The sequence below is a fragment of the Methanolobus halotolerans genome, from assembly GCF_004745425.1.
GTDB lineage: Archaea > Halobacteriota > Methanosarcinia > Methanosarcinales > Methanosarcinaceae > Methanolobus > Methanolobus halotolerans.
The window spans coordinates 40,982-63,422 of the sequence record NZ_PGGK01000012.1 but is presented as its reverse complement, the minus strand read 5'-3'; the positions used below and the strand labels follow the sequence as shown (position 1 = coordinate 63,422).

Sequence of the window (22,441 nt, the reverse complement as noted above, 5' to 3'; positions counted from 1 at the left end):
TTGAAGGTTCTCCATCCGCCGGTCTTGTTGACACGGCTGGTACCTGCCTCACAAACAGCTCCGGGAACTATCTTCATTGCTGACCCCTCATCATTTTATATGCTTCCATTATAGCTTCTGCGTTCCTCTCTCCGACCTTGCCGGGGAACCTTTCTTTAACCGCTTCCATGATGGACTCAGGTCTGATGTCACCGGTGGCGCCGGCGAAAGCACCGAGCAGTATCGTATTGACGATCGGCCTTCCGATAATATCGAGTGCGATCTTGGTGGCGTTCACTGTCATGACCCTGGCTTTTGTATCAATTTTGAATGTCTCAGGATCGAAATCACTGTTTATAATTAGTATCCCGTCATCCTTGAGGCCACTTGCAACATCAACTACCTCAAGCAGTGTAGGGTCCTGGACGATTACATAGTCCGGTTTGTAGACCTGGCTTCTAAGTCTTATCGGAGCATCACTTATTCTGGTAAAAGCCTGGACTGGCGCCCCCCTTCTTTCCACTCCAAAAGCAGGGAAGGCCTGGCTGAACTTGTTGTCTGCAAAAGCAGCAACAGCCAGCAATTCGGCAGCAGTGACCGAACCCTGTCCGCCACGACCGTGTATTCTTATTTCTTTCATCTAAAATTCTCCTTTAAAGATAATTATTATTGATTGTCATTTGCTAATTTCATGATTCAATATCATAAGCTTACATCTGATGTTTTGGACATGACCAATAGATTATAACAAAGTCTTGTTTCTCTTTTCAATGGACAATCCACCAATTATCTGATCATAAATCTTGTTACATTTTGGAGCGACGTGCCAGGATACTTGCTAGTATTGTATACAGGCTTATTGCAACCCCTGTCCATATAAGAATGGATGCAACCTGATATTGTCCAAGGAACAATAACAACAATCCTGCAGCAAGTATCAACAGATTGATCCTGTTGATCTTCCTGTTCCTAGAACGGATATTGCGGTACTTCTGATTTCTGAGGATCCTTTGTTTTTTCTCAAGTTTCAATATGCTCACCTTAAGTCAAATATCTGGTATGATAATTTAGTTTTAATCACCGTTGTGTCAGGTGTGTTCTTGAACATAATTGATTTCACGTAAGCACCTTCTCAAGACATCCCATATCCCGTGCCTTTTTGATCTCAATCGCTATCCTGCGACCTGTGGACAACTCTGGCTGGATAAGCTCGGAATATGGTGAACCGTTGATGTACGGATTCGTACCGGCAACTATTCTGGCAGATATCTCAAAAACTCTGAATTCAAGCTCATCGGTGAGAACAGTTTCAAGACAGAATGAGCCGATAAGCCCTCCAAAGAGTTCTATGGACTTTTCGACAACTTTCTCTCCCATTTCAAATACCTTGGGGAGCAGTGACTCCCTTAACACAAGAGGAACGTTTCCTGTGACCACAAATGTGGGTTGAATTCCTGCTTTCTCTAACTCTGTGGGAGACCCTAATCTAAAAATCTCATCGGCATTCGATTCCACCCGCCTGTCCATTCCTGTCAGTTCAAGTTTACCCTGACTCAATCTGTAACCGTCAGTGGAAAGCGGAGAATAGAAGTAATGCAGATAGTACCTGGTCCCAAGAACAAACTCCTGCAGATCATAAATCTCTTTAGAGTCGATTCTCGCATTGAAATCCGAGATATTTTTAGCAACGAAAAAACCTTTTCCACCTTTAGCCCCATGATATTTAACCATCACAGGACCCTTGATATCTTCAGGTCTCTGGATCTTACGTGGCATAGGCACACCTGCCTCTTCAAGCCATTTGCGTTCCATTCGTCTGTCTGATTCCCATTCAAGTACTTTGCGATTACCAAAAGTTGGAAGCCTAATATTTGCAAACTTTGACGCACCCAGATATTCCACAAAAGATCCATGCGGGATTATAATCACATTTTTCTTTGCCAGTTCATCTGTTCGCTCAAGAATCTCTTTGTAAGAATTGACTGACATGAAACAGTCTGGTTTTGCAAGAGGAAATGCATCATAAAACCGTGGTGGTTTTCCTATGCATATACCAAGTGTCTTCAGCCCTTCCTTTTTTGCCCCATGGAATATCTGTAGGCTCGTATGGGAACATACAGTAGCAATTGTAAGGTCTTCCTGGTCATATTCTTTAAGTATTCTGTGAGTACAGCTTGTATTAATATTACTTGTCATGCTTTCTCCAAAGGCTCTTTTTTGATTTTTGGCAGATTCGTTGTATATATCTAAGACCTTTGAAATCATCTTTCCAGTTATAATCCTTGTTTCTGTAGTTTTCGGATTCGGATCATTTAACCTCTAATTCTTGCAGTGATTTTATGCCTAGAACCTGTCTGTCCGTTTTAACTATTGACCGGACTGCTGTTTTGAACCCGGATACCGTTGTTATGTACGGAATATTGAAATCAATTGCAACCAGGCGTATGATAGTATTATCAGATCCTGCATTTTGATTTTTGATTGTATTAATTATCAGATCAACATCTGAGGACATCAATTTTAAGATAAGATGTAAATCATCATTGTTATTCTTTGAAATAAGGTCAGTGTGTAATCCATATTCCTCCAGCATTCGGTTGACTCTGGAATCAGTTACTATCCTGAATCGCAGTCTTTGTAAGTTTTCAATCTCCGAGATGATATTTACTATCTCATCATCTTCGACTGAAACGAATATGGTTCCTTCAGCTGGAAGCGGGGAGTTTGCTGCTAACTGCGCTTTATAGTATGCTGTCTCAAAGGAGCTATCGACTCCCATGACCTCACCTGTGCTTTTCATTTCCGGTCCGAGAAGGCTATCTGAGCCTTTGAGCTTTATGAATGGGAATACAGACTCTTTTACAGCCACATGGCCTATTTCTTTTTCAATAAGATCAAAGTCTTCGAGATTCGCCCCTGTCATTACCTTGGTAGCTATCTTTGCGATGGCCAGACCTGTCACTTTACTCACAAAAGGAACTGTACGGCTGGCCCTTGGATTCGCTTCAAGGATGTACACATCATCATTGCAGACAACATATTGTATATTTATAAGTCCCTTTACCTTTAATTCAAGTGAAAGATCACGAGTGTATCGCTTAATCTTCTTGACCACTCCATCGGACAGGGATTGAGGAGGAATGACACAGGCTGAATCTCCTGAATGGATACCTGCTTCTTCAATATGTTCCATAATCCCGGCGATATACATGTCCTTTCCATCACTGATCGCATCTACATCTATCTCAATAGCATTCTCCAGATATCTGTCTATGAGTATCAGTCCGCTATCAGAAGCACTGAAATAACTATCCCAGCAACCTGCACCGCCCTCTCAACAGACGAGGCCATTCCGTGTGACGGGGTAGGTATATTCAGTTTACCTGTTATGAGACTGAACTTTTCCCTGTCCTCCGTTATATCAATACTGTTCAATGACGTACCAATTATGGGAATCCCGTTGTCTTCAAGACCCTTTGCAAGGTTCAAAGGTGTTTGCCCGCCAAACTGGATGATCACTCCTGCAACCCGCTCCCTTTCCAGCACATTCAGGATATCTTCCAGTGTGAGAGGTTCGAAATACAGTCTATCAGAGGTATCATAATCCGTACTGACTGTCTCAGGATTACAGTTTATCATCACAGTTTCAATGCCAAGTTCACGCAAAGCATAACAGGCATGAACGCAACAGTAGTCGAACTCTATCCCCTGCCCTATACGGTTTGGTCCGCTTCCGATTATTGCAATTTTTGATTTGTTTCGGGATGGTTCATCATCATCACATTCCTCATATGTCGAGTACATATAGGGGGTTTTGGCATCGAATTCGGCAGCACATGTATCTACCATCTTATACGATGGTATGATTTCCAGCTCCTGCCTTAACTTTCTGATATCCTTCTCCCCTGATCCTGTCAGTTGTCCGATACGTATATCAGAAAAACCCATTGTCTTTGCATCTTCCAGGAGTTGTGCAGGCAGGTTATGCATGGTATATGCAGAAATCTTCTTTTCCATTTCTACAATATTATTGATCTTATGTATAAACCAGAGGTCGATTCCCGTGATCTTAGTGATCTGACTTACTTCCATGCCCTTCCTTACGGCAGACGCGATACAGAAAAGACGCTCACTGTTAGGGACAGACAGATATGTCTCGATCTCTTCCAATGAGAATTTTTCAAACTTGTCAACAAAGAGTCCATATGTATTGTTCTCAAGGGATCTGACAGCTTTTTGAAGAGCCTCTTCAAATGTTCTTCCAATTGCCATCACTTCGCCCACGGATTTCATCTGAGTTGTCAGTATCTCATCAGAACCAGGGAACTTTTCAAACGCAAACTTAGGTATCTTTACAACGACATAATCGATGGTAGGTTCAAAAGATGCAGGTGTCTCTCTGGTAATATCATTTGGTATCTCGGGCAGTGTCAGCCCCACAGCCAGTTTTGCAGCTATCTTTGCAATCGGGAACCCAGTAGCTTTCGATGCCAGAGCAGAAGAGCGCGAAACCCTTGGATTCATTTCAATAGCTACAAACCTTCCGTCAGTCGGGTTCACTGCAAACTGGATATTGGAACCACCGGTATCTACACCAATCTCCCTTATTATCTTCAGTGAGGCGTCCCGCAAAGACTGATATTCACGGTCCGAAAGGGTCTGGACTGGTGCTACAGTTATGCTATCGCCTGTATGTACCCCCATTGGGTCCATATTCTCAATGCTGCATATTATGACCACATTATCGGCACTATCCCGCATTACTTCCAGTTCATACTCCTTCCAACCCAAAACCGATTCTTCAATAAGTACCTGATTGATTCTGCTGTAATTTATCCCAAGCTCTACAATGTTTTTCAATTCTTCCAGACTATATGCAATCCCACCACCTGCACCTCCCAGAGTATATGCAGGCCTGATGATTACAGGATAACCAATTTCTTCTGCAATCAAAATTGCACTTTTGACACTTGAAGCAATTGCACTTCTTGGGACAGCAACTCCTATCTTTTGCAGAGCTTCCTTGAATTTGAGTCTGTCCTCTGCCTTTTCGATCGCCTCTAGATTCGCCCCGATAAGTTCGACATCATAGCTTTCAAGTATACCGGATTCTGCGAGTTCTGAGACAAGGTTGAGGGCCGTCTGTCCTCCAAGGGTCGGCAGTATTGCACATGGCCTCTCTTTTTCTATGATCTTCTCAAGTATATCTGAAGTTAGTGGTTCAATATAGGTACGGTCGGAAAGTTCAGGATCTGTCATGATCGTAGCAGGATTGGAGTTTACAAGGACCACTTCGTATCCTTCTTCTTTGAGAGCCTTACATGCCTGGCTTCCTGAATAATCGAACTCACATGCCTGACCTATGACAATTGGACCAGCACCGATTATCATTATCTTTTTCAAATCATCTCTCTTTGGCATTACCTGCTAACACTCCTGTTTATTATTGTCATCATATTGTCGAACAAGTTGTGTGTATCATGCGGACCAGGTCCGGCTTCCGGATGGAACTGGATCGAATGGATATTGAGCTCTCTGTGCCTGATACCTTCTACGGTCCAGTCATTTGGATTTAACATCGTGATCTCAAGTCCTGTCCCCTCAAGAGAGTCTTTGTCCACAGCAAACCCATGGTTCTGGGATGTAATGAATACCCGACCGGTCTCACAGTCGATCACTGGATGATTGGCACCACGATGTCCGAACTTTAACTTGTATGTCTTTGCACCCAATGCAAGAGAGATAATCTGATGTCCAAGACATATCCCGAACAATGGTACTCTCCCTACCAGTTCTCTCGCGGTGGCTATAGTATGCTTCAATGTAGATGGATCCCCTGGTCCGTTCGATATCAGGACAGCATCAGGTCCGGCATTCAGTATTTCACCGGAAGTGGAATTGAATGGAACAAGTAACACGCCTGCATTCCTAGCCTTGAGCTGTTCGATTATGCTGTTCTTTATCCCACAGTCAATGACCACAATCTCAGGACCCTGTCCGTCATAGACCCTTTTGTATGTCCTGGTGGACACCCGGTCTACGACCTCGCACTCTGAGATCCCGGGTTGTGCGATCGTTCTCTGTATCAGAGAGTCTATGTCAGGCTCTTCATTTCCGTACACAGCTATCCTGCATTTCAATGTGCCATGTTCACGAATCCTTTTCGTCAATTCTCTGGTATCCACTCCTTCTATTCCCGGGACACCGTTCTGTTCCATGAATGTGTCAAGGTCCATCTGCGACCTCCAGTTACTTGGGGTCTTGCAGAGCTCTTTCACAACAAAACCACTTGCCTTTATGCTGTCTGACTCGTAGTCCTCATTGCATACTCCGTAATTTCCGACCAGCGGATATGTCGACATGAGTATCTGTCCGGTATAAGAGGGATCTGTAAGTGACTCCACATAGCCAGTCATACTTGTATTGAACACCAGTTCCCCGTAGGTTTCACCTACTGCCCCGAAACCTCTTCCATATATCGTAGTGCCGTCTTCGAGTACCAACATTGCTCTTTTCATGATCATCCCAGTGACTTTCGAATTTTTCCCATTTTTAAAAGCGTTGACTGTGCGAGCTGCAACAGTTCCTGATCCGTATCACAGGCACCGTTGTCTGCCAATAGAACCCCTGCCGGCATCATCTCAAGCAGGATCTCATAGGAAGGGTTGCATGTGTTTTCCAAATCGAATATCTCCCTCAGTATTTCAACATCCTGAGAAACAGATTCCATGAAATCCTTTGGCAGGAATTTAGATGCCGTGCTCATATCCAGGTAATCAAAGGCAAACTTTAGATCTGACCGCAGAGAAGGGAAATATTTTGTCAGTAATCGCTCACAAGCGTTTTCGCCCATCTTTTCCTTTACATCCGCTATAGCACATCCTGTTCCGATTATCTCGGGAGGCAGGCCTATCGAATAAAATGCACCTGTGAACTTGATAGCCCGTGGTAGGTCAAGATCCTTTGAAGGCATGCAAGCTTCAAGTTCCTTTTTGATATCACTGCGGCAAAGACAGGATATCTGTGCTATATCAGGTGCATCCCTCGAATATCCGGTCTTTCCGCCACGTGTCAGACGATCACGCTGCTGGGGAAGAAGATCCGATATACTGTTCACAACCGGTGCTACACTTTTCATTGCTCTGTTGTACCGGGCACCGAATATTGCTATAATGTTGATGAGCTCTTCTTTTTCATCATCTGAGAACTCATTAGGATGTGCTGAGAGTTTGTTTTTAGCCAGTTTCACTAAACTCTCTGCATCTCCTTTTTCATGGTCGTATCTCAAGCCGGACTGGAGTGTCAGAGTGTCTATCCCACGGTATTCTTCGAAAAATTTCTCGGCATTCTTAAGGGTCACATGTCCCCTGAAGGGAAGGGCACCCCCTCCGAATATGATACCTATCTTTGTATCCATTCCTGTCTCTAATTCATGCAGGGTACTTATGGCATATTTACATGAGAGAGTACTTGCAACATGGCCAAATGTGAGTGCAGAGTCGGATTTTCCGATAAATACCCTGTACCTTTCAAATGTATCATTGAACTGTTCCTGGCAGCCGAGTATCGTGTTGTAAATAATGTCCTTTGCATTCAGGAGGCCAGGTGCATCTTCGATCAAAGGTATTATACGCGGAGGCTCCATTTCGAAATTGAATTCCTTTTTGGCTAATTGACTTACGTCTATCATATGTTGCTGCGCCTCTGTGATCTCTTTGATAGTACTTGTCATGGGATGTACCACCTCAGAAATTGCCTGAATGTCTGAATATTCACAGGCGTTGTAGTTGGCTTCAGCAACAGACATCATAACCATAAGCTGTCTGAACCTGTTTTCGTGAACTGCACTTGGCGCTCTGGGGGTGATGAATACATCCCGGCCAGGAATGGATCCGGTTTCCTCAATGAGCTTTGATACGATCTGGACATTTTGATGATATGGTGTGGTCTTTCCTTCGTAGTCAGGCATGTATTCATCACAGCCATATCGTGTGACAGCTTCAATGGCTTATGTGATCTCCTCCTGGGTAGAGATGTACTTTGACACTGAATCCGGGTGCTGTGTGCACATAACTTTTGGAAATTCAATCTTTGATCTCATATTTGAATCACACCTGCTATGAGTAATTATGACAAATTATTTAAAATTATTGCAACATATGAGTCTAGAGAGGAGTTTATGACAAATAAGAGCGTCCAAGATTACAGGAATATGCATATGTTTAAATATGCCATCATATATTTGCATATACTTCCATATTATGGAATTAAAAGGTGAGCCGATGACTGATGTAGTGGTAATACTAGGAAGCAAATCAGACAGGGATATAGCAAAAAAAACGATAGGTATTTTCGATAAATTCGGAATCGATTATGCAATTACAGTTGCATCAGCACACAGAACGCCCGGCAGGGTAATTGAGATTATCGAAGAAGCTCATAAGAACGATGTCAAGGCCTTCATAGCTGTGGCAGGGCTCGCAGCACATCTTCCCGGTGTGGTGGCAGCACACACAACAAAGCCGGTTATCGGAGTTCCTGTGAATGCCGAGCTTGATGGAAATGATTCTCTGCTCTCAATCGTTCAGATGCCTCCGGGTATCCCGGTTGCATGTGTGGGCATCGGCAGGGGCGACAATGCAGGCATTCTCGCTGCTCAGATAATGGCAGTCACTGATAAGAAACTGGAAGCAAAACTGGCGGAACATAGAAAAGAACTTGTAGATAAAGTAGAGAAGGATGCACTCAGCCTGTTCGAATAGATTCAGGTGCAATCAGTAGTAACTCAAAGTATGTTAAGGAAAAGATGAATATCAATCATAATATTCATTTTCCATCTTCTTCAATATTTCTTTTCCCGTGCTCGTTAAAACATATTTTTTCCAGGTTGCTTTTTCAGGAGTAAGACATTTTATCATATCCTTATCCTCGAACTCTTTCAAAGCACGACTTATATTCTGTGTCGATCTCTTTGTTTCATGGGCGATATCGGAGGCCTTGATGATAGTATGATCTTTCATGGCCTCCAGTAGTACCAGACGTCGATCGACACTTATGACCCATATAAGCAGTTCTTCTAAAGAATTACCATTCAGATTCTCCATAAGGATCTCCTCAAATATGGTTGTCTGGTATTATGTTTCAGATATTGGTTCTCTGTAACTTGCTGAAAAGTTCCCTGTAAGCAACGGTAAGGTTTCCGATGCTTTTTCTAAACACATCTTTGTCAAGACTCGTTATAACCCCTTTCTCAAAATCATCCCCTTTCCAGAAACGACATCCATCCGGGGTACCCACTTCATCAGCAAGGATTATTTCACCATCAGGAGTTCTACCATATTCTACCTTGAAATCTGCCAGTATTATACCACTGGAAGCCAGTTCCTGGCTCATTATATTATTTATTCTTTTTGTAAGGTCTGTTATATATTCTATTTCCTTTTCACTTAACCAGCCATTGGACAGTATTTCGTCTGTGTCTACTGGTCGGTCCACGGCTTCGAACTTAGTGGTGAACTCTATCATTCCGCCGGGTATTGGCGAACCTTCTTCTGTTCCCACGCCTTGGGGAAGTGTAATGTCGCCTGCCAAATATCTGCGCAAAAGAGAGCCTGCAACGTAATTTCGCCAGATGACCTCGACAGGCACTATGTCCAGACGTTTGACGAGCATGCTTGTTGGTGTAGGGCATTCAATGTAGTGCGTAGGAATACCATTTTCTTCCATTATCTTAAACCAGTATTCCGCTATTTTGCACGTAATTTCTCCTTTTTCATCGTATTCCGATTTCTTCTTGCCATCAAAAGCAGTTACCCTGTCAGTAAATTCAAAAACGAGGTTCCCGCTTGAGTTTTCATAGATGTCCTTAGCCTTTCCTGAAGAGACATACTTGAGATTCTCTTTCTGCATATGCCATAGATTGCACCTCTTGTTTAAATAACTTGTCATATGTTTTAATATACCTGAATCTAATCCTTTTCAAGCCCCTCAGAAAAGTACTATACTTTCCGGCTCTGTAGAAATCCTGCTGAAATCAGTATCTATAGCCCAAACCCAGCAGGCACAATTATTACCCAAGGTATCAATAATATTTTTATGGTAACTATCAACTTTTGGAGAATAGACCCGCCGAGTCCACCAAAGAAGTTTGTATACAGACATATTTAAAATGGGTAAGTCTTAATTCATTCATATCTGGCGAATTTTGCTGCTTGCCTAATTAACTGAATGCAGGCATTTTAAACATATTCATTGAAATAATCCTTAAGAGTGCTTTTTAACAGGAATATATTTTTGAATTAAAGGAATTTATCAGACTTCTCACTACATACGTAAAAATAAATCACACGAAAAATATTAAAAGTAATACCTGCTTTAAATCCCTGTGATAATAATGCCCGAATGCCCAACAGAAACCAAGAAAACACAAATACCCACCTTTGAAGAAGCCGCAAAATTCCATGGCCATGTCTGCCCCGGACTCACTATAGGCTACATAGCTGCGAAAGCAGGAATCGAGGAACTGGAAACCGATAGAGATGTCGACGAGGAACTCGTCACAATCGTAGAGAATGATGCATGCGGAGTGGATGCAGTGCAGGTTCTCACCGGATGCACCATCGGCAAAGGTAACCTTATCTATCGCGACCATGCAAAACAGGTATTCACATTCATATGCAGGGATAGCAACAAAGCCGTCAGGATCGCACTCAAGGCAAGTTTCAATATCGATGCTATCGACCCGAAGGTCAGCAGCCTGCGTCCCAAGGTGATGTCAGGTACGGCAACAGAAGAAGAAACAAAGGAGTTCAGGCAACGTATGGATGGAATATCCCGGACCATGAGAGAAACGCCTGTCCGGGAAATGTTTGATCTAAAGTTCGTTGATGTGGACATTCCGAAGAAGGCAAGGATATTCAACTCTGTCAAATGTGCAAAATGTGGGGAAATGATGGCAGAATCACGTGCCAGAGTACAGGACGGAGAATATATCTGTATCCCGTGTTATGAAGAATACTCCAGAGGATGGTAAAGAGATACATTCCCGCCTGAAGAGAGCTGAGATGATTCCCGGCTCTTTTAATTCCTGATCCTTACTTACAATTTCCGGCTGCTTTGAGCGTATACTATTCATAAGTTCCACACGCCGGCCAGGCGCAATAGGATCGAAGCACCAGATCAGCGTTCAATATTAACATATAGCTTCATTCCGGACATGTTTTTTTAAGATAAATGTTACAAATCATCCTATCTAGTGTTACAAAACAGTAATATATTAATACCATGCGTACACAGTTACACATACATTTCAGAAACCGGAGAAGTACGCATGGAGCTGGACAAAAAGAAAGTGACAATCCCCTTCATACTATTAGTTGCCTCAATACTCGTTGCAGGCTGCATGGGAGGGACTTCAACCAGGCAGACAACAGACACAGCTGCTGACACAATTACGATCACAGATGCCCTTGGCAGAACCGTGGAAGTACCGGTTTCACCTGAATATGTCATATGTTCCGGCTCAGGAGCCCTTAGATACCTCACTTATCTGGAAGCACAGGACAGGATCGTTGCTGTGGACAGCATCGAGACCAGGGAAGATAAATACGACCCCAGGCCCTATGCAATTGCAAACCCCGGGTTCAAACAGTACTCCGTTTTCGGAGAATTCAGGGGCAACGATAACCCGGAAAAGATACTGACACTCGACCCCAGGCCACAGGTGATCTTCAAGATGTACTCAGCTTCGGGATATGACCCTGCCGAACTGCAGAAAAAGACAGGCATCCCAGTGGTAGCTCTCAACTATGGAGACATGGTCAACAACAGGGATGACATGTACCAGGCACTCCGCATAATGGGTCAGGTCATAGGTAAAGAGAACCGTGCCGAAGAGGTCGTTTCCTTCTTTGAGACAACCATTGCAGATCTTAATGAACGTACCATGGATGTTCCGGATGAAGATAAGATAACATGTTACGTAGGTGGCATAGCCCGCTCAGGACCTCACGGATTCCGGTCAACAGAGCCGACCTACCCTCCTTTCCTTTTCACCAATGCAAGGAATGTGGCACATGATCCAAAGGACCTGAGCACTGCTGAGGTTTCCAAAGAGAGCATACTCGGATGGGACCCGGAGATAATATTTGTTGATCTTTCGACAACACAGTCCGAAGACAAGTCAAGTGCTCTGTACCAGCTGCAGAATGATGCATCCTACAGGAAGCTCACAGCAGTGAAGAATGGAGAAGTATATGGGGTACTGCCCTACAACTGGTACAACCAGAACCATGGTTCGGTGCTTGCTAACGCCTATTTTGCAGGTAAGATACTTCATCCTGAAAGGTTCGGGGATGTAGACCTGGAAGACAAGACCATCGATATCTATACGTTCCTGGTCGGCAGGGGTGATGAGGAAGCGGGCCGGCAGGTGTACGAGGAAATGATCAATACCTTCTCAGTCCCTGCTTTTACAAAGATGGATGTCTGAGAGGACCACAGAGGATCTTTTTCCGGATATCAGATCAGAAGGTTACAGAGAATGAACAGTGAAAAAGGAGAGATCGCCCGCAGGTACAGGGAACATACCGGCAGAAAGCTAACATTGATACTTGCCGGCATAGCGCTTCTGCTTGTAATAACAGTGCTGTCCATCTCCACAGGATCCGCGGATATCCCCCCGGCAGATGTCATCAGGACCCTTGCAGGACAGAGCGTATCCGTAACACTGGACAGCATCATATGGAATGTGCGGCTGCCTCAGGTCCTTACAGCAATTGTTGCCGGTGCAGGCCTGGCAGTTGCCGGCGTGGTCATGCAATCCATACTGCGCAATCCCCTGGGCTCCCCTTTCACACTCGGCATCTCCAATGCTGCAGCCTTCGGGGCAGCGTTCTCGGTCATCATACTGGGAGCAGGCAGCACCAGCAGCCAGCTAGGCGATGCAGTGACCATAAACAGCCCTTATGTAACCACCATAGCAGCATTCGTTTTTGCCATGCTGGTCACACTGGTCATCCTGGCATTTTCGAGGATAAGAGGAACAAGTCCCGAGGTGATGATACTTGTAGGAGTGGCAATGGGTTCACTGTTCACAGCCGGTACCATGTTCCTGCAGTACTTTGCTGATGATGTGCAGCTGGCGTCCATGGTGTTCTGGACCTTTGGAGACACATCCAGAGCGAGCTGGGATGAGCTGATACTTATTACTGTAATAGTAGCGGCTTCCATCATCTACTTCACATTAAACCGCTGGAAGTATAACGCAATCGATGCAGGTGATGAAACTGCAAAAGGTCTTGGAGTCAATGTTGAGAAGGTAAGGCTCTGGGGCATGATGTGCGCATCCTTTGTTACTGCCATCATAGTAGCATTTTTGGGAGTGATAGGGTTTGTGGGACTGATATGCCCGCACATGGCGCGCAGAATCATAGGTGACGACCACCGTTTCCTGATAACAGGAAGTATTGTCATAGGTTCACTGCTTCTGCTTTCTGCAGACACAGCTGCCCGGGTGCTGATGCAGCCTTACCAGTTACCGGTTGCTGTTCTCACATCGTTTTTAGGTGCACCTACATTTATTTACCTTATACTCAGGGGGAAACGAATATGATATTAGAAGTGAACGGAATAGAATTCCAGTATAAAAGTAAGGAAGTATTGAAGGATATCAGGTTCCACCTGGAGAAGAACGAGATATTATCAATACTCGGACCAAACGGTGTGGGAAAGACAACACTCCTCAAATGTATGAACGCCATCCTCAAACCCAAAAGCGGCACCATACTTGTAGATAAAGAGGATGTGCTCAAACTCGAACAGATAGAGGTCGCAAGGCGTATGGGATACGTGCCTCAGCGCTGCGAGCCTGCCAGATTGACAGCCTTTGATGCGGTCCTGCTTGGCAGGATGCCCCACATGAAATGGAACATAACCCCCGAGGATGTTATGCTTGTGGAAGCAACGATCAAAAAACTGCATCTGGAGGACATGGCTCTGAGGTACATTGACGAACTCAGCGGAGGCGAGCTTCAGAAAGTGGGTATCGCACGTGCGATCGCACAGAACCCGAAACTGCTTCTGCTGGATGAGCCTACCAGCAGTCTCGACCTCAGAAACCAGCTGGAGATACTGGACACCGTCCGTGAGGTCGTCAGAAAGGAAAACGTGTCCGCGATCATGACCATGCATGACCTAAACCTTGCCCTCAGATACTCTGATAAATTCCTCTTCCTGAAGAACGGCACCATCTTCGCAGCCGGCACCATGGCAGATATAACACCGCAGATCATACAGGAGGTTTATGGCGTCCCGGTAACGATACAGAATTACATGGACGTTGCAGTTGTTATCCCCACCCACACAGCCTAACTGAAAAAAAACATAAAAACCGGGAAGGAACTGAAGATGAATGCGCAGGATATAGACTGGAACGATGTTTGGGCAGAGCAGATGCGAAAACATCTCGAGAGCGGAAACAAAAAAGAATGCGCCTCTATATGGGAAGATAAGGAGAATGCAAAAAGGTTCTGGGAGATGTCACAGAAGGACGGACAGAAAAGGGCAAGAATAACCATCGCATCCCTGAGTATCACACCAGATTCAAAAGTGCTTGATATTGGTGCAGGTCCGGGGTCACTTGCAATACCCATCTCAGAAAAGGTCAGCTATGTGACTGCTGTGGAGCCATCCTCCGGTATGGTCGAGGTACTACAGGAGAACATTGAAGAGCAGGGGAGCGATAATATCACCGTTATCAGAAAAAGGTGGGAAGATATCGACACTGAAAAAGATCTCGATGGTCCGTACGATGTCATTATCGCATCATTTTCCCTAGGAATGCCCGACATCCGCAAGGCTATCGAAGACATGCAAGCAGTGTCCTGCGGATACATATATCTTTATTGGTTCGCAGGCGATACCACATGGGACAGCTTCTCCCGGGAGATATGGCCCGAGCTACATGGATCGGAGTATTTCCCCAATCCGAAGTGTGATGTGCTCTATAATGTACTTTACAATATGGGCATCTATCCTGACATGCAGACTTTTAAACTGGAACATACGGAAAATTATCCGACAATAGACGAGGCCGTGAACAACCTGTCAAGCCATTTTTCACTGGCTACTAACATGCAGAGGAAAACACTGTCGGATTATCTGGAGCATAAGCTTGAAAGAGAGAACGGGAACTTCAAATATCATTCCAGGTCAACCAGAGTGAAGATATGGTGGAAAACAAACAGCGAGAAAAAAAAGAATTAACAGGTTTGCATGCAAAAAGCAAATTTAAGTGAGATCAAATATCGTCTGACATGCAGGGCTCAACAGATGTACGTGCCACTATTTTCTCCATAACATCCCGGATCTTGTTCTTTCCTTTGACCCTGATCCTGATATCAGCAAAATCCGCATAGATACGGGACCTCTCTTTATAAAGCTGATACAGTCCTTTACTCTTTAAACCGACGACTCCCCGTGTGTCGATGTTGGACAATCGGTTCTTGATTATGCCGAACGGCACATCCAGAAAGATTATACACGACCGGCCCTGCAGGAAGTACATGGCCTTTTCAGAATAGATCACACTGCCGCCCGTGGAGATAATACAATTGTCCTGCAGCTCAAGAGAGAGGATACATTCCTCTTCCACTTCTATTAAAGCAAAGTCCCCCTTTTCGTCTATGAGCTTCTGAAGTGCTTTTCCCGAATGCTCCCGGATCAGGGTGTCAGTGTCAATGAAGCAGTAATCCAGATGCCTGGCAAGTGCTTTACCTACGGAACTCTTGCCTGCACCCGGCATACCTATGAGAGTTATGATCATTGTTCATTCCTCCAGTTTCATATTACCTTGTCCTGACATAGTTTCGGGCATAATTTTCTCAGTTTGTCAATGCATGTATCGGTGCGGGTATCCTTCCACCCCTGCCAATGAACTTCTCCGAACTGAAACCATTAACGGCCATTACAGGTGCTGTGCCCAGCAAGCCTCCGAACTCCAGTGTGTCCCCTACGACCTTCCCAGGAGCAGGGATGATACGCACGGCAGTTGTTTTCTTATTTACCATACCAATTGCCATCTCATCTGCAATGATGGCTGATATGGTTGATGCAGGCGTGTCACCCGGAACTGCGATCATATCCAGACCTACAGAGCATACGCTGGTCATAGCCTCCAGCTTATCCAGACTGAGCGAACCCCTCCTAACCGCCCTGATCATACCCTCGTCCTCGCTTACAGGGATGAAGGCCCCGCTCAGGCCGCCGACTGAAGAAGATGCCATAGCTCCGCCTTTTTTGACAGCGTCGTTCAAGAGGGCCAGTGCAGCAGTGGTGCCGTGTGTGCCGCAGCTCTCCAGGCCCATTGCCTCAAGTATTGAAGCTACGCTGTCACCTATGGCAGGTGTCGGGGCAAGGGACAGGTCAAGTACGCCGAAATTCGCATCCAGACGTTTTGCAACCTCTTTTCCGATGACCTCTCCCATGCGGGTTATCTTGAACGCTGTCTTCTTGATGCACTCGGATATGTCGCCAAGTGAGGGATCCTCCAGCGCCCTTACTGCTGAGTTCACAACTCCGGGACCGCTCACACCCACATTGATAGTACATTCAGGCTCGCCGATGCCATGGAATGCTCCTGCCATGAAGGGGTTGTCATCCGGGGCGTTTGCAAAGACTACGAGTTTTGCACAGCCGATGCCGCCCTGGTCCCGGGTCATCTCTGCTGTTTCTTTGACTATCCTGCCCATGAGTGCCACAGCATCCATATTTATCCCGGCTTTGGTTGTTGCAACATTGACAGAGGAGCAGACCTTTTTTGTGCTCGAGAGTGATTTGGGTATCGATTGTATAAGTCTCATATCACCAGGCGTCATACCTTTCTGTACCAGGGCACTGAAACCTCCTATGAAATCTATTCCCACATCCTCGGCAGCCCTGTCCAGTGTCATGGCCACGGAGGTCAGATCAGGCACATCACAGCTTTCGGCAACGACTGCGATGGGAGTCACTGAGATCCTTTTGTTGATTATGGGTATGCCGTACAGGTTCTCTACCTCGTCCGTGGTTTTCACGAGATCGCGTGCGTATGTGGTTATCTTGTTGTAGATATTCTCGTTCAGGATGTCTATGTCAGGGTTGCTGCAGTCACGCAGGCTGATCCCCATGGTCACGGTCCTGATATCAAGATTCTCGTTGGTCACCATCTTGATGGTCTCAACGATCTCTTCCAGATGAATAAACACAGGTAGCCCTCCGTTATATCCTGTGCATGAAACGGAAAGTGTCTTCATGCTGCACTCTTACTTCGACGCCGAGCTCATGACCTTTTTCAGACATGGTCTTCTGGAACGCCGCAAGATCGAAGTTGTCCTCTTTTACTTCCGCGAGCATGATCATCGTGAACAGGTCTTCCATGATGGTCTGGCTGATGTCCACAATGTTGGCAGAGAAATCTGCCATCACCCTGGTAACGCCTGCGACGATACCAACCTTATCGGCACCAATGACTGTGATTATAAAACGACTGGGAACCATGATATTTCCTTCTTAGTTACAAACAATGAGATTACTTGCATGTATAATATGTCAAGTTGTATTTCTGATTTTGCCATGATAGAGATATCTTCGTATAACAGGCTCTAAGGAGTAACTCCGATAAAAACATGGATAAACAAAGAAAGAGCAAGATATCTACTCTAAATATAAATATAAATGGAAATACAACTTAAATACAGAGTGGCAGCTTTGATGAGCAAAGCAGATCATAGGATTATAAGCAAGATTTAGTTCTCTGTGAATATAATAAGATTAATATAAAATAAACTCCATATCCATATAGAGGCATAAAGCTCATTCATCATTAGCAAAAAACTATTTATAGAAATTACATTATTATTATAATGATGATGATGATTGAGCAACAGTGCTCATCAAATGATTCAAAGTCGAACACTCAGGCGAAACAATGGTAAAAATCGTACATGCACAAACCGTACTCACAGAGGATGAACTGGCGGCCCTCAAGAAGAAATGCAATGAGTCGTCTACAAAAGAAGCTCTGAGTATGGCAGTGCAACATTATCTCGAGTGCGAATATACCGACCTCGATGATAAAATGTGGACAAAGAAGCTTGAAAAAGTAGTCCAGAAAAAAAAGCAAAGAAAAGTGTAGACTTTTGAATGAGAGAGGAACAGAACATGAGTAAAGCAAACCAATTCCTAAAGGAAGAGGATGCAGTATCACCGGTCATCGGCGTAATCCTGATGGTCGCAATCACTGTCATCCTTGCTGCAGTTATTGCAGCATTCGTATTCGGCATGGGACCACCAGAACAGGCACCACAGGCTAGCTTGAGAGCGAGCGCTGAAACAATAGACAACAAGACAATCAAACTGGAACATCAGGGCGGAGACAACTTCTATTTCAGCAATTCGAGAATAGTAGTTGACGGAACCACTGTCGAGTCTTCAGCATTAGCTACAGATTACGAATTTGCTGCAGGTAAGACAGTGTATTTATACAACGATAGCAACAATGCAACTCTTACACTAGGTACAAAGAATAACGTAGAAGCTGTAGCTGCCACTGAACTCAAAGATGTCGCAACTTCAGGCTCAACGGTCAACGTCAAAGTTGTTGACACCGCAAGCCAGCAGATGATTGCTGACATGAACGTAAGGTTCTAAACACAAACTTAATGGCGCATCGTGCGTCATTTTTTCTTCTTTTTTTGCTTTAAAAATTCAAAAAGTATATATACTTTCCATGTGAGCACTTATATAACCAATTTAAGGATGTGGTTTATAATGGATTATGAAGGTTTATTGAAAAATTCCTGGGATTTCCAGAAAGACAATATTGTTACTTATGCAGTCGCTGCATTGATCGCTTTTGTCGGTTCAATATTGATAGTGACGATAGCTCCCCTTGCGTATGGCTTTACATACATGGCCGTGAAGGGAGCAAGGAAAGAGCCAGTCGAGATCAACGATGTGTTCGAGGGTTTCAGGAATGGCAACTTTATCCGAAGCTGGATATATATGCTGATATACCTGGTCGTTCTGGGAATAGCCGGGCAGATACACTCGATCCTGAGCACCATAGTAGGTATCGTTTTCATCTTCGGTCTGCCCCTGCTTGTTATCAAAGGATACAGTGGTGTCGATGCCGTCAAGGAGACATTTGAGATCGTGAAGGAGAACCCGGTGGAAAGCCTGATACTTTACGTGATAATAGCAGTACTCAACGTGATCGGTGCAATCGCACTGCTGATAGGCTTGCTCATAACAGCACCTCTCAGCCAGATAATGCTGGCAAACGCGACCCTGGAACTGTCAGGGAAAACCCACCAGACCACCGAAAACTACGTAGCAGAAACAGCATAAAATAAGTTTTGTGAACAACAAGACTGGTAAAAAAGAAAAGCCAGTTATTTGTGAACCCGGATGGTTCACAAACATTTATTTTTTATAGTCATCTGAAAAAGAGATCTTTTTTTAAGCAAACTTAAATACCGTATATCTCGGTGCCTTTCTTGACCTTCTCGATGTCACGGTCAATGACAGAAAGCCTGTTCTTGTCAACCTTCATCCCTGCAAGGCTCTCAATGAACCAGATCGACTTGACATGGTCATCGGGAGTGAGTTTCCAGTCCGGTTTTTCCATGTAGAAATCAATGCCTTCAGCATAGTGCAGCAACTCCGACCTGACCTGCTCGGTGATCCAGCTGAGTTCCTCGTAGTAGGACAATATGTCAGGGAGATTGTTCCTGCCTACAAGGCCCATCAGGAATTCAAGCCATTCCATGCAGAGTTTCATATTGGTTGAATTTTTCGTTATATTGGAAAGATGCACATTATTGCCAAATCCTTTATAACTGCGTGCACCGACCTTTGTGAGTTCGGAATCCAGATACTCGGTAACAGAACCGAGGTTTTCCTCGAGTTTGTCCTGCCTTATTTCACAGCTCTCCTTAAGATTGTTAAGACCTGAAGACGTTGTCCCGATTTCATCCACCAGGGAGCTGACCGACCGTGCAAGTTCCATGGACGTGGACCTTGCCTCATCCTGGACATTCTCGATTGCACAGAAGCGAGCCTCAAGTGGCTCAAGTACATCCAGTGCACTTTCAATTTGTGAGAACCTTGAATCATTCTCCTGGGAAGATTCGTGCACCTGCACCAGCAGGGCAGTGTAGGAACTTACAAGCTCCCCGATGTTCTCTTCGATCCTTGCCAGGCTCGACCTGATATCCTTATTATCGGACTGCACGCCTGCCAGTGAACTCTCAAGGCCGGACACCTTATCTTCAAGAATATCCACTTTCCCGTCAAGGGATCCAACCTTTGTTGCAGTGCCGGCCAGAAGCTCCTCGTTCTCCCTGCCAGATGACAGGAGCGGACCAAAACCGGATACAGTCTCAGACAGGTTGGATACATTACCCTCGACACCCTCAAAACGGGAGAGCATTCCTTCAAGTTCTGTCCTTAGACCCAGGACCTCGGCCGAGATTTGTTCCGTCCGGGCAGGTTCATTATCCAAAGAAGTTCCTGCATGAACCGAACCTTCCCCGGAAGACAGATCTTCCATGCCTTCAGCTATGTTCCGGAAATCATCCCCTTCATTCACAGGCAAAGCACCTGCCAGTGAATCGGAACCGGTTCCTTTTTCCGGATTCCCCACAGGGATCGTCTTTGAGATACCATCCGCATGACCAGGAGTTGTAACATTCTCATTTTCAGCCGGGGCCCGGTCAGAGAAGTCTATCCGGTGTTCTTCTTTTATCTCCATCAGGGGTTCCGATACAGGCGTGACCTTTCGGATATCTCCGGAAACAGGCTGCCCCATTGTCCCGGCAAACGGGGACCCTTCAGCATGTCCACCCGTACCAGGACCTTCCGGACCTGCATTTATTCCACCAGAGGGCGAAAAGACCGGATCCTGTTCAGGGGATTGCGGTGCAGGGAACGGCGTATTCATAGAAGCAGTCCCATCGAGCGGAGAAGAGCCATTTTGCCCGGCGGCCGTAGCTTCACTGTCATTTAATTCCTCCATCCTTTCAATAAGGCTCTTTCCTCTTGTCAGATCACTGAACAGCGATCTTACTTTCCCACCGACCCCGTCAAAGTTCCTGAGGAGCTTATCAACATCTATCGAAGCGCCTATCGAACCAAGCAAGCCGGAAGAATACATCTGCTTTCCGGACGATTGCACCTGTTCCGGAAACGGATTCATACCAGGTGGAATGAACTCTGGAAAAGGACTGGCAGATTGTTGTGTAAGACCGGAAAAGGGATCTTCGGACCCGGGAGCAGATTCCGGGGGCGTATTCGGAGGAGATGGAGCATGAGCGTTAAAAGGATTAGCGGAATTCCCCGGATAGTCAGGTGTTATACCTTCAGAAGGGCCGGAAGAAGCTGAAAATGGATTATCGTCCGGAGGAGTAGAAGCCGGCCCGATATCCGGTGAAATGGAAGAGGGAGCAGAGAACGGATTAGGAGAGGGGTCCACATAATCAAGCAAAGGACCGTCAAAGTTAGATCCAGGAGCTGAAAACGGATTTTGCTGGGATGATGCCTGCTTAAAGGGGTCTGCAGAGGAGAGGACCGTTTCTGATAGAGTTTTACCGGCATTTGGCTCACTCTTCGGGGAATTACCAGAAGAAGTGAACATGTCCTGCCGGGGCTTATCAGTGATAGCAGGCTGATCAGGGAAAGGATCAGCAGGTGGGTTATCATTTCCGGAAACAGGAGGTTGCGGTGCAAAAGCATGCCCATCGGCAAAGATATTATCATGACCGGCTCCAGATACCTGCTCCGCCGAGTTGACCACATCGGATCCTCTACCCTCATCACCGGGAAGCACAGGTTTGAAAAGTGGCGGTGGAGATCTCTTTGTTACTTTCTTCGGGGCTGCAGGAGTTTCCCCGGAGGCATTTCCTGCTACAGGCGGCTTAAAAGCGATATCACCTATTTTAAAAGTATCAGAAGAGGAACTTTCCTCATTACTGACTGGCACCTCTGCAGCGTTGCCGGCCTGCATAAAAGGAGGCAGTTCATTCACTGATTGTTGCGGTGTTGCAGAAGGAGCTTGAGCTCCGTTGGATACGAGTTCTGTAATATCAGCGATATCTCCAAAACCGGGTGGTTCCGGCTGCTTACTTTGCCTATCAGATAACTCCGGAGAAGGCGGAGATCCCAGCTTGACCTCCTCCATAGGAGTTTCGGCAAATGCATTGGCAAGTATATCAGGAATAGATGGCCCTGTACCCGTATTTTGCGCAAAGGCGGGTTTACCAGAACCGGATCCGTCCTTATTTGATGACTCCTTACTGGAATCTTTTTTTACTTCCCAGGGAAACTCGCTCATAGAAATCAACTGCAACAGGAAAAGATGCTTTGTACAAGATAATTATATACAGCATTTTTATATAAAATTTGCTATCGACAGCAGATCCAAGTT

Annotated in this window: 22 protein-coding genes; 9 read left to right on the top strand and 13 right to left on the bottom strand. The window is 45.3% G+C overall.

Features of this window, described 5'->3' with window-relative positions; all coding sequences use genetic code 11:
• Positions 1 to 73 precede the first annotated feature (73 nt).
• The 7 genes from CUN85_RS10425 to ppcA form a co-directional block, all read right to left on the bottom strand.
• On the bottom strand, positions 74 to 619 hold the full coding sequence (locus CUN85_RS10425) for a pyruvate ferredoxin oxidoreductase subunit gamma (protein ID WP_135390260.1): 546 nt from the start codon (positions 617 to 619) through the stop codon (positions 74 to 76).
• Positions 620 to 785: 166 nt separating this feature from the next.
• The gene (locus tag CUN85_RS10420; protein WP_135390259.1) at positions 786 to 1,010 is read right to left on the bottom strand and encodes a hypothetical protein; all 225 of its coding nucleotides are present in this window, start codon (positions 1,008 to 1,010) and stop codon (positions 786 to 788) included.
• Positions 1,011 to 1,095: 85 nt separating this feature from the next.
• On the bottom strand, positions 1,096 to 2,175 hold the full coding sequence (locus tag CUN85_RS10415) for a formate--phosphoribosylaminoimidazolecarboxamide ligase (protein ID WP_135390258.1): 1,080 nt from the start codon (positions 2,173 to 2,175) through the stop codon (positions 1,096 to 1,098).
• Between the two features lie 112 nt (positions 2,176 to 2,287).
• A complete protein-coding gene (locus tag CUN85_RS13185) occupies positions 2,288 to 3,208 on the bottom strand; it encodes an ATP-binding protein (protein WP_235856294.1) in 921 nt (306 codons plus the stop codon).
• Positions 3,209 to 3,258: 50 nt separating this feature from the next.
• Positions 3,259 to 5,400, bottom strand: coding sequence for a carbamoyl-phosphate synthase large subunit (gene carB, locus CUN85_RS10410; protein ID WP_205804427.1), 2,142 nt, complete (start codon positions 5,398 to 5,400; stop codon positions 3,259 to 3,261).
• Positions 5,400 to 6,503 (bottom strand): glutamine-hydrolyzing carbamoyl-phosphate synthase small subunit, encoded by a 1,104-nt coding sequence (carA, locus tag CUN85_RS10405; RefSeq protein WP_328591266.1) that lies wholly within the window; start codon positions 6,501 to 6,503, stop codon positions 5,400 to 5,402. The genes carB and carA overlap by 1 nt, the downstream gene beginning before the upstream one ends.
• On the bottom strand, positions 6,500 to 7,948 hold the full coding sequence (ppcA, locus tag CUN85_RS10400; protein ID WP_235856292.1) for a phosphoenolpyruvate carboxylase: 1,449 nt from the start codon (positions 7,946 to 7,948) through the stop codon (positions 6,500 to 6,502). Before ppcA ends, carA begins: the two co-directional genes overlap by 4 nt.
• 313 nt (positions 7,949 to 8,261) lie before the next feature.
• On the opposite strand from ppcA, the gene purE reads away from it, so the two are divergent.
• The gene (gene purE / locus CUN85_RS10395) at positions 8,262 to 8,741 is read left to right on the top strand and encodes a 5-(carboxyamino)imidazole ribonucleotide mutase (RefSeq protein WP_135390257.1); all 480 of its coding nucleotides are present in this window, start codon (positions 8,262 to 8,264) and stop codon (positions 8,739 to 8,741) included.
• A 51-nt stretch (positions 8,742 to 8,792) separates the two neighbouring features.
• Here purE and CUN85_RS10390 read toward each other — a convergent pair whose 3' ends face one another.
• Complete coding sequence (locus CUN85_RS10390) at positions 8,793 to 9,083, bottom strand: sugar-specific transcriptional regulator TrmB (RefSeq protein WP_135390256.1); 291 nt, start codon at positions 9,081 to 9,083, stop codon at positions 8,793 to 8,795.
• A 37-nt stretch (positions 9,084 to 9,120) separates the two neighbouring features.
• The gene (purC, locus tag CUN85_RS10385) at positions 9,121 to 9,888 is read right to left on the bottom strand and encodes a phosphoribosylaminoimidazolesuccinocarboxamide synthase (protein WP_167848857.1); all 768 of its coding nucleotides are present in this window, start codon (positions 9,886 to 9,888) and stop codon (positions 9,121 to 9,123) included.
• Positions 9,889 to 10,372: 484 nt separating this feature from the next.
• On the opposite strand from purC, the gene CUN85_RS10380 reads away from it, so the two are divergent.
• The 5 genes from CUN85_RS10380 (at position 10,373) to CUN85_RS10360 (ending at position 15,243) form a co-directional block, all read left to right on the top strand.
• Positions 10,373 to 11,011 carry an FmdE family protein gene (locus CUN85_RS10380; RefSeq protein ID WP_135390254.1) on the top strand — a complete coding sequence of 213 codons (639 nt, stop codon included), beginning with the start codon at positions 10,373 to 10,375 and terminating at the stop codon, positions 11,009 to 11,011.
• Positions 11,012 to 11,308: 297 nt separating this feature from the next.
• Entirely contained in the window at positions 11,309 to 12,469 is a 1,161-nt protein-coding gene (locus CUN85_RS10375; RefSeq protein WP_135390253.1) for an iron ABC transporter substrate-binding protein, read from the top strand.
• 51 nt (positions 12,470 to 12,520) lie between these two features.
• On the top strand, positions 12,521 to 13,591 hold the full coding sequence (locus CUN85_RS10370) for a FecCD family ABC transporter permease (RefSeq protein ID WP_135390252.1): 1,071 nt from the start codon (positions 12,521 to 12,523) through the stop codon (positions 13,589 to 13,591).
• Positions 13,588 to 14,349, top strand: coding sequence for an ABC transporter ATP-binding protein (locus CUN85_RS10365; RefSeq protein ID WP_135390251.1), 762 nt, complete (start codon positions 13,588 to 13,590; stop codon positions 14,347 to 14,349). Before CUN85_RS10370 ends, CUN85_RS10365 begins: the two co-directional genes overlap by 4 nt.
• 36 nt (positions 14,350 to 14,385) lie before the next feature.
• On the top strand, positions 14,386 to 15,243 hold the full coding sequence (locus tag CUN85_RS10360; protein ID WP_135390250.1) for a class I SAM-dependent methyltransferase: 858 nt from the start codon (positions 14,386 to 14,388) through the stop codon (positions 15,241 to 15,243).
• Positions 15,244 to 15,277: 34 nt separating this feature from the next.
• Here CUN85_RS10360 and CUN85_RS10355 read toward each other — a convergent pair whose 3' ends face one another.
• From CUN85_RS10355 to CUN85_RS10345, 3 genes are read right to left on the bottom strand one after another with little or no spacing between them, the layout of a single operon-like run.
• Positions 15,278 to 15,802, bottom strand: a complete 525-nt coding sequence (locus tag CUN85_RS10355; RefSeq protein ID WP_135390249.1) for a shikimate kinase — start codon at positions 15,800 to 15,802, stop codon at positions 15,278 to 15,280.
• Between the two features lie 58 nt (positions 15,803 to 15,860).
• Positions 15,861 to 17,270, bottom strand: a complete 1,410-nt coding sequence (locus tag CUN85_RS10350) for a PFL family protein (RefSeq protein WP_394346224.1) — start codon at positions 17,268 to 17,270, stop codon at positions 15,861 to 15,863.
• Positions 17,236 to 17,514 carry an ACT domain-containing protein gene (locus tag CUN85_RS10345; protein ID WP_135390248.1) on the bottom strand — a complete coding sequence of 93 codons (279 nt, stop codon included), beginning with the start codon at positions 17,512 to 17,514 and terminating at the stop codon, positions 17,236 to 17,238. Before CUN85_RS10345 ends, CUN85_RS10350 begins: the two co-directional genes overlap by 35 nt.
• A gap of 430 nt (positions 17,515 to 17,944) precedes the next feature.
• Between CUN85_RS10345 and CUN85_RS10340 the strand changes: the two genes are divergently transcribed.
• The 3 genes from CUN85_RS10340 to CUN85_RS10330 all read left to right on the top strand — a co-directional run bounded on the left by CUN85_RS10340 (position 17,945) and on the right by CUN85_RS10330 (position 19,365).
• Entirely contained in the window at positions 17,945 to 18,151 is a 207-nt protein-coding gene (locus CUN85_RS10340) for a DUF5371 family protein (RefSeq protein ID WP_023844559.1), read from the top strand.
• A 26-nt stretch (positions 18,152 to 18,177) separates the two neighbouring features.
• Entirely contained in the window at positions 18,178 to 18,666 is a 489-nt protein-coding gene (locus tag CUN85_RS10335; protein ID WP_135390247.1) for a type IV pilin, read from the top strand.
• A gap of 120 nt (positions 18,667 to 18,786) precedes the next feature.
• The gene (locus CUN85_RS10330; protein ID WP_135390246.1) at positions 18,787 to 19,365 is read left to right on the top strand and encodes a hypothetical protein; all 579 of its coding nucleotides are present in this window, start codon (positions 18,787 to 18,789) and stop codon (positions 19,363 to 19,365) included.
• A 121-nt stretch (positions 19,366 to 19,486) separates the two neighbouring features.
• Here CUN85_RS10330 and CUN85_RS10325 read toward each other — a convergent pair whose 3' ends face one another.
• Positions 19,487 to 22,348 carry a FlaD/FlaE family flagellar protein gene (locus tag CUN85_RS10325; RefSeq protein WP_135390245.1) on the bottom strand — a complete coding sequence of 954 codons (2,862 nt, stop codon included), beginning with the start codon at positions 22,346 to 22,348 and terminating at the stop codon, positions 19,487 to 19,489.
• Positions 22,349 to 22,441: the final 93 nt, after the last annotated feature.

What these genes read in the sequence shown, in the direction of transcription:
- CUN85_RS10325 (WP_135390245.1), bottom strand. Translation starts at nt 22,348, where the DNA reads ATGAGCGAGTTTCCCTGGGAAGTAAAAAAAGATTCCAGTAAGGAGTCA.
- CUN85_RS10345 (WP_135390248.1), bottom strand. Translation starts at nt 17,514, where the DNA reads ATGGTTCCCAGTCGTTTTATAATCACAGTCATTGGTGCCGATAAGGTT.
- CUN85_RS10415 (WP_135390258.1), bottom strand. Translation starts at nt 2,175, where the DNA reads ATGACAAGTAATATTAATACAAGCTGTACTCACAGAATACTTAAAGAA.
- CUN85_RS10355 (WP_135390249.1), bottom strand. Translation starts at nt 15,802, where the DNA reads ATGATCATAACTCTCATAGGTATGCCGGGTGCAGGCAAGAGTTCCGTA.
- ppcA (WP_235856292.1), bottom strand. Translation starts at nt 7,948, where the DNA reads ATGCCTGACTACGAAGGAAAGACCACACCATATCATCAAAATGTCCAG.
- CUN85_RS10390 (WP_135390256.1), bottom strand. Translation starts at nt 9,083, where the DNA reads ATGGAGAATCTGAATGGTAATTCTTTAGAAGAACTGCTTATATGGGTC.
- CUN85_RS10335 (WP_135390247.1), top strand. Translation starts at nt 18,178, where the DNA reads ATGAGTAAAGCAAACCAATTCCTAAAGGAAGAGGATGCAGTATCACCG.
- CUN85_RS10365 (WP_135390251.1), top strand. Translation starts at nt 13,588, where the DNA reads ATGATATTAGAAGTGAACGGAATAGAATTCCAGTATAAAAGTAAGGAA.
- CUN85_RS10330 (WP_135390246.1), top strand. Translation starts at nt 18,787, where the DNA reads ATGGATTATGAAGGTTTATTGAAAAATTCCTGGGATTTCCAGAAAGAC.
- CUN85_RS10380 (WP_135390254.1), top strand. Translation starts at nt 10,373, where the DNA reads ATGCCCGAATGCCCAACAGAAACCAAGAAAACACAAATACCCACCTTT.
- CUN85_RS10350 (WP_394346224.1), bottom strand. Translation starts at nt 17,270, where the DNA reads ATGAAGACACTTTCCGTTTCATGCACAGGATATAACGGAGGGCTACCT.
- CUN85_RS10370 (WP_135390252.1), top strand. Translation starts at nt 12,521, where the DNA reads ATGAACAGTGAAAAAGGAGAGATCGCCCGCAGGTACAGGGAACATACC.
- purE (WP_135390257.1), top strand. Translation starts at nt 8,262, where the DNA reads ATGACTGATGTAGTGGTAATACTAGGAAGCAAATCAGACAGGGATATA.
- CUN85_RS10425 (WP_135390260.1), bottom strand. Translation starts at nt 619, where the DNA reads ATGAAAGAAATAAGAATACACGGTCGTGGCGGACAGGGTTCGGTCACT.
- CUN85_RS10360 (WP_135390250.1), top strand. Translation starts at nt 14,386, where the DNA reads ATGAATGCGCAGGATATAGACTGGAACGATGTTTGGGCAGAGCAGATG.
- CUN85_RS10340 (WP_023844559.1), top strand. Translation starts at nt 17,945, where the DNA reads ATGGTAAAAATCGTACATGCACAAACCGTACTCACAGAGGATGAACTG.
- CUN85_RS10375 (WP_135390253.1), top strand. Translation starts at nt 11,309, where the DNA reads ATGGAGCTGGACAAAAAGAAAGTGACAATCCCCTTCATACTATTAGTT.
- carB (WP_205804427.1), bottom strand. Translation starts at nt 5,400, where the DNA reads ATGCCAAAGAGAGATGATTTGAAAAAGATAATGATAATCGGTGCTGGT.
- carA (WP_328591266.1), bottom strand. Translation starts at nt 6,503, where the DNA reads ATGATCATGAAAAGAGCAATGTTGGTACTCGAAGACGGCACTACGATA.
- purC (WP_167848857.1), bottom strand. Translation starts at nt 9,888, where the DNA reads ATGCAGAAAGAGAATCTCAAGTATGTCTCTTCAGGAAAGGCTAAGGAC.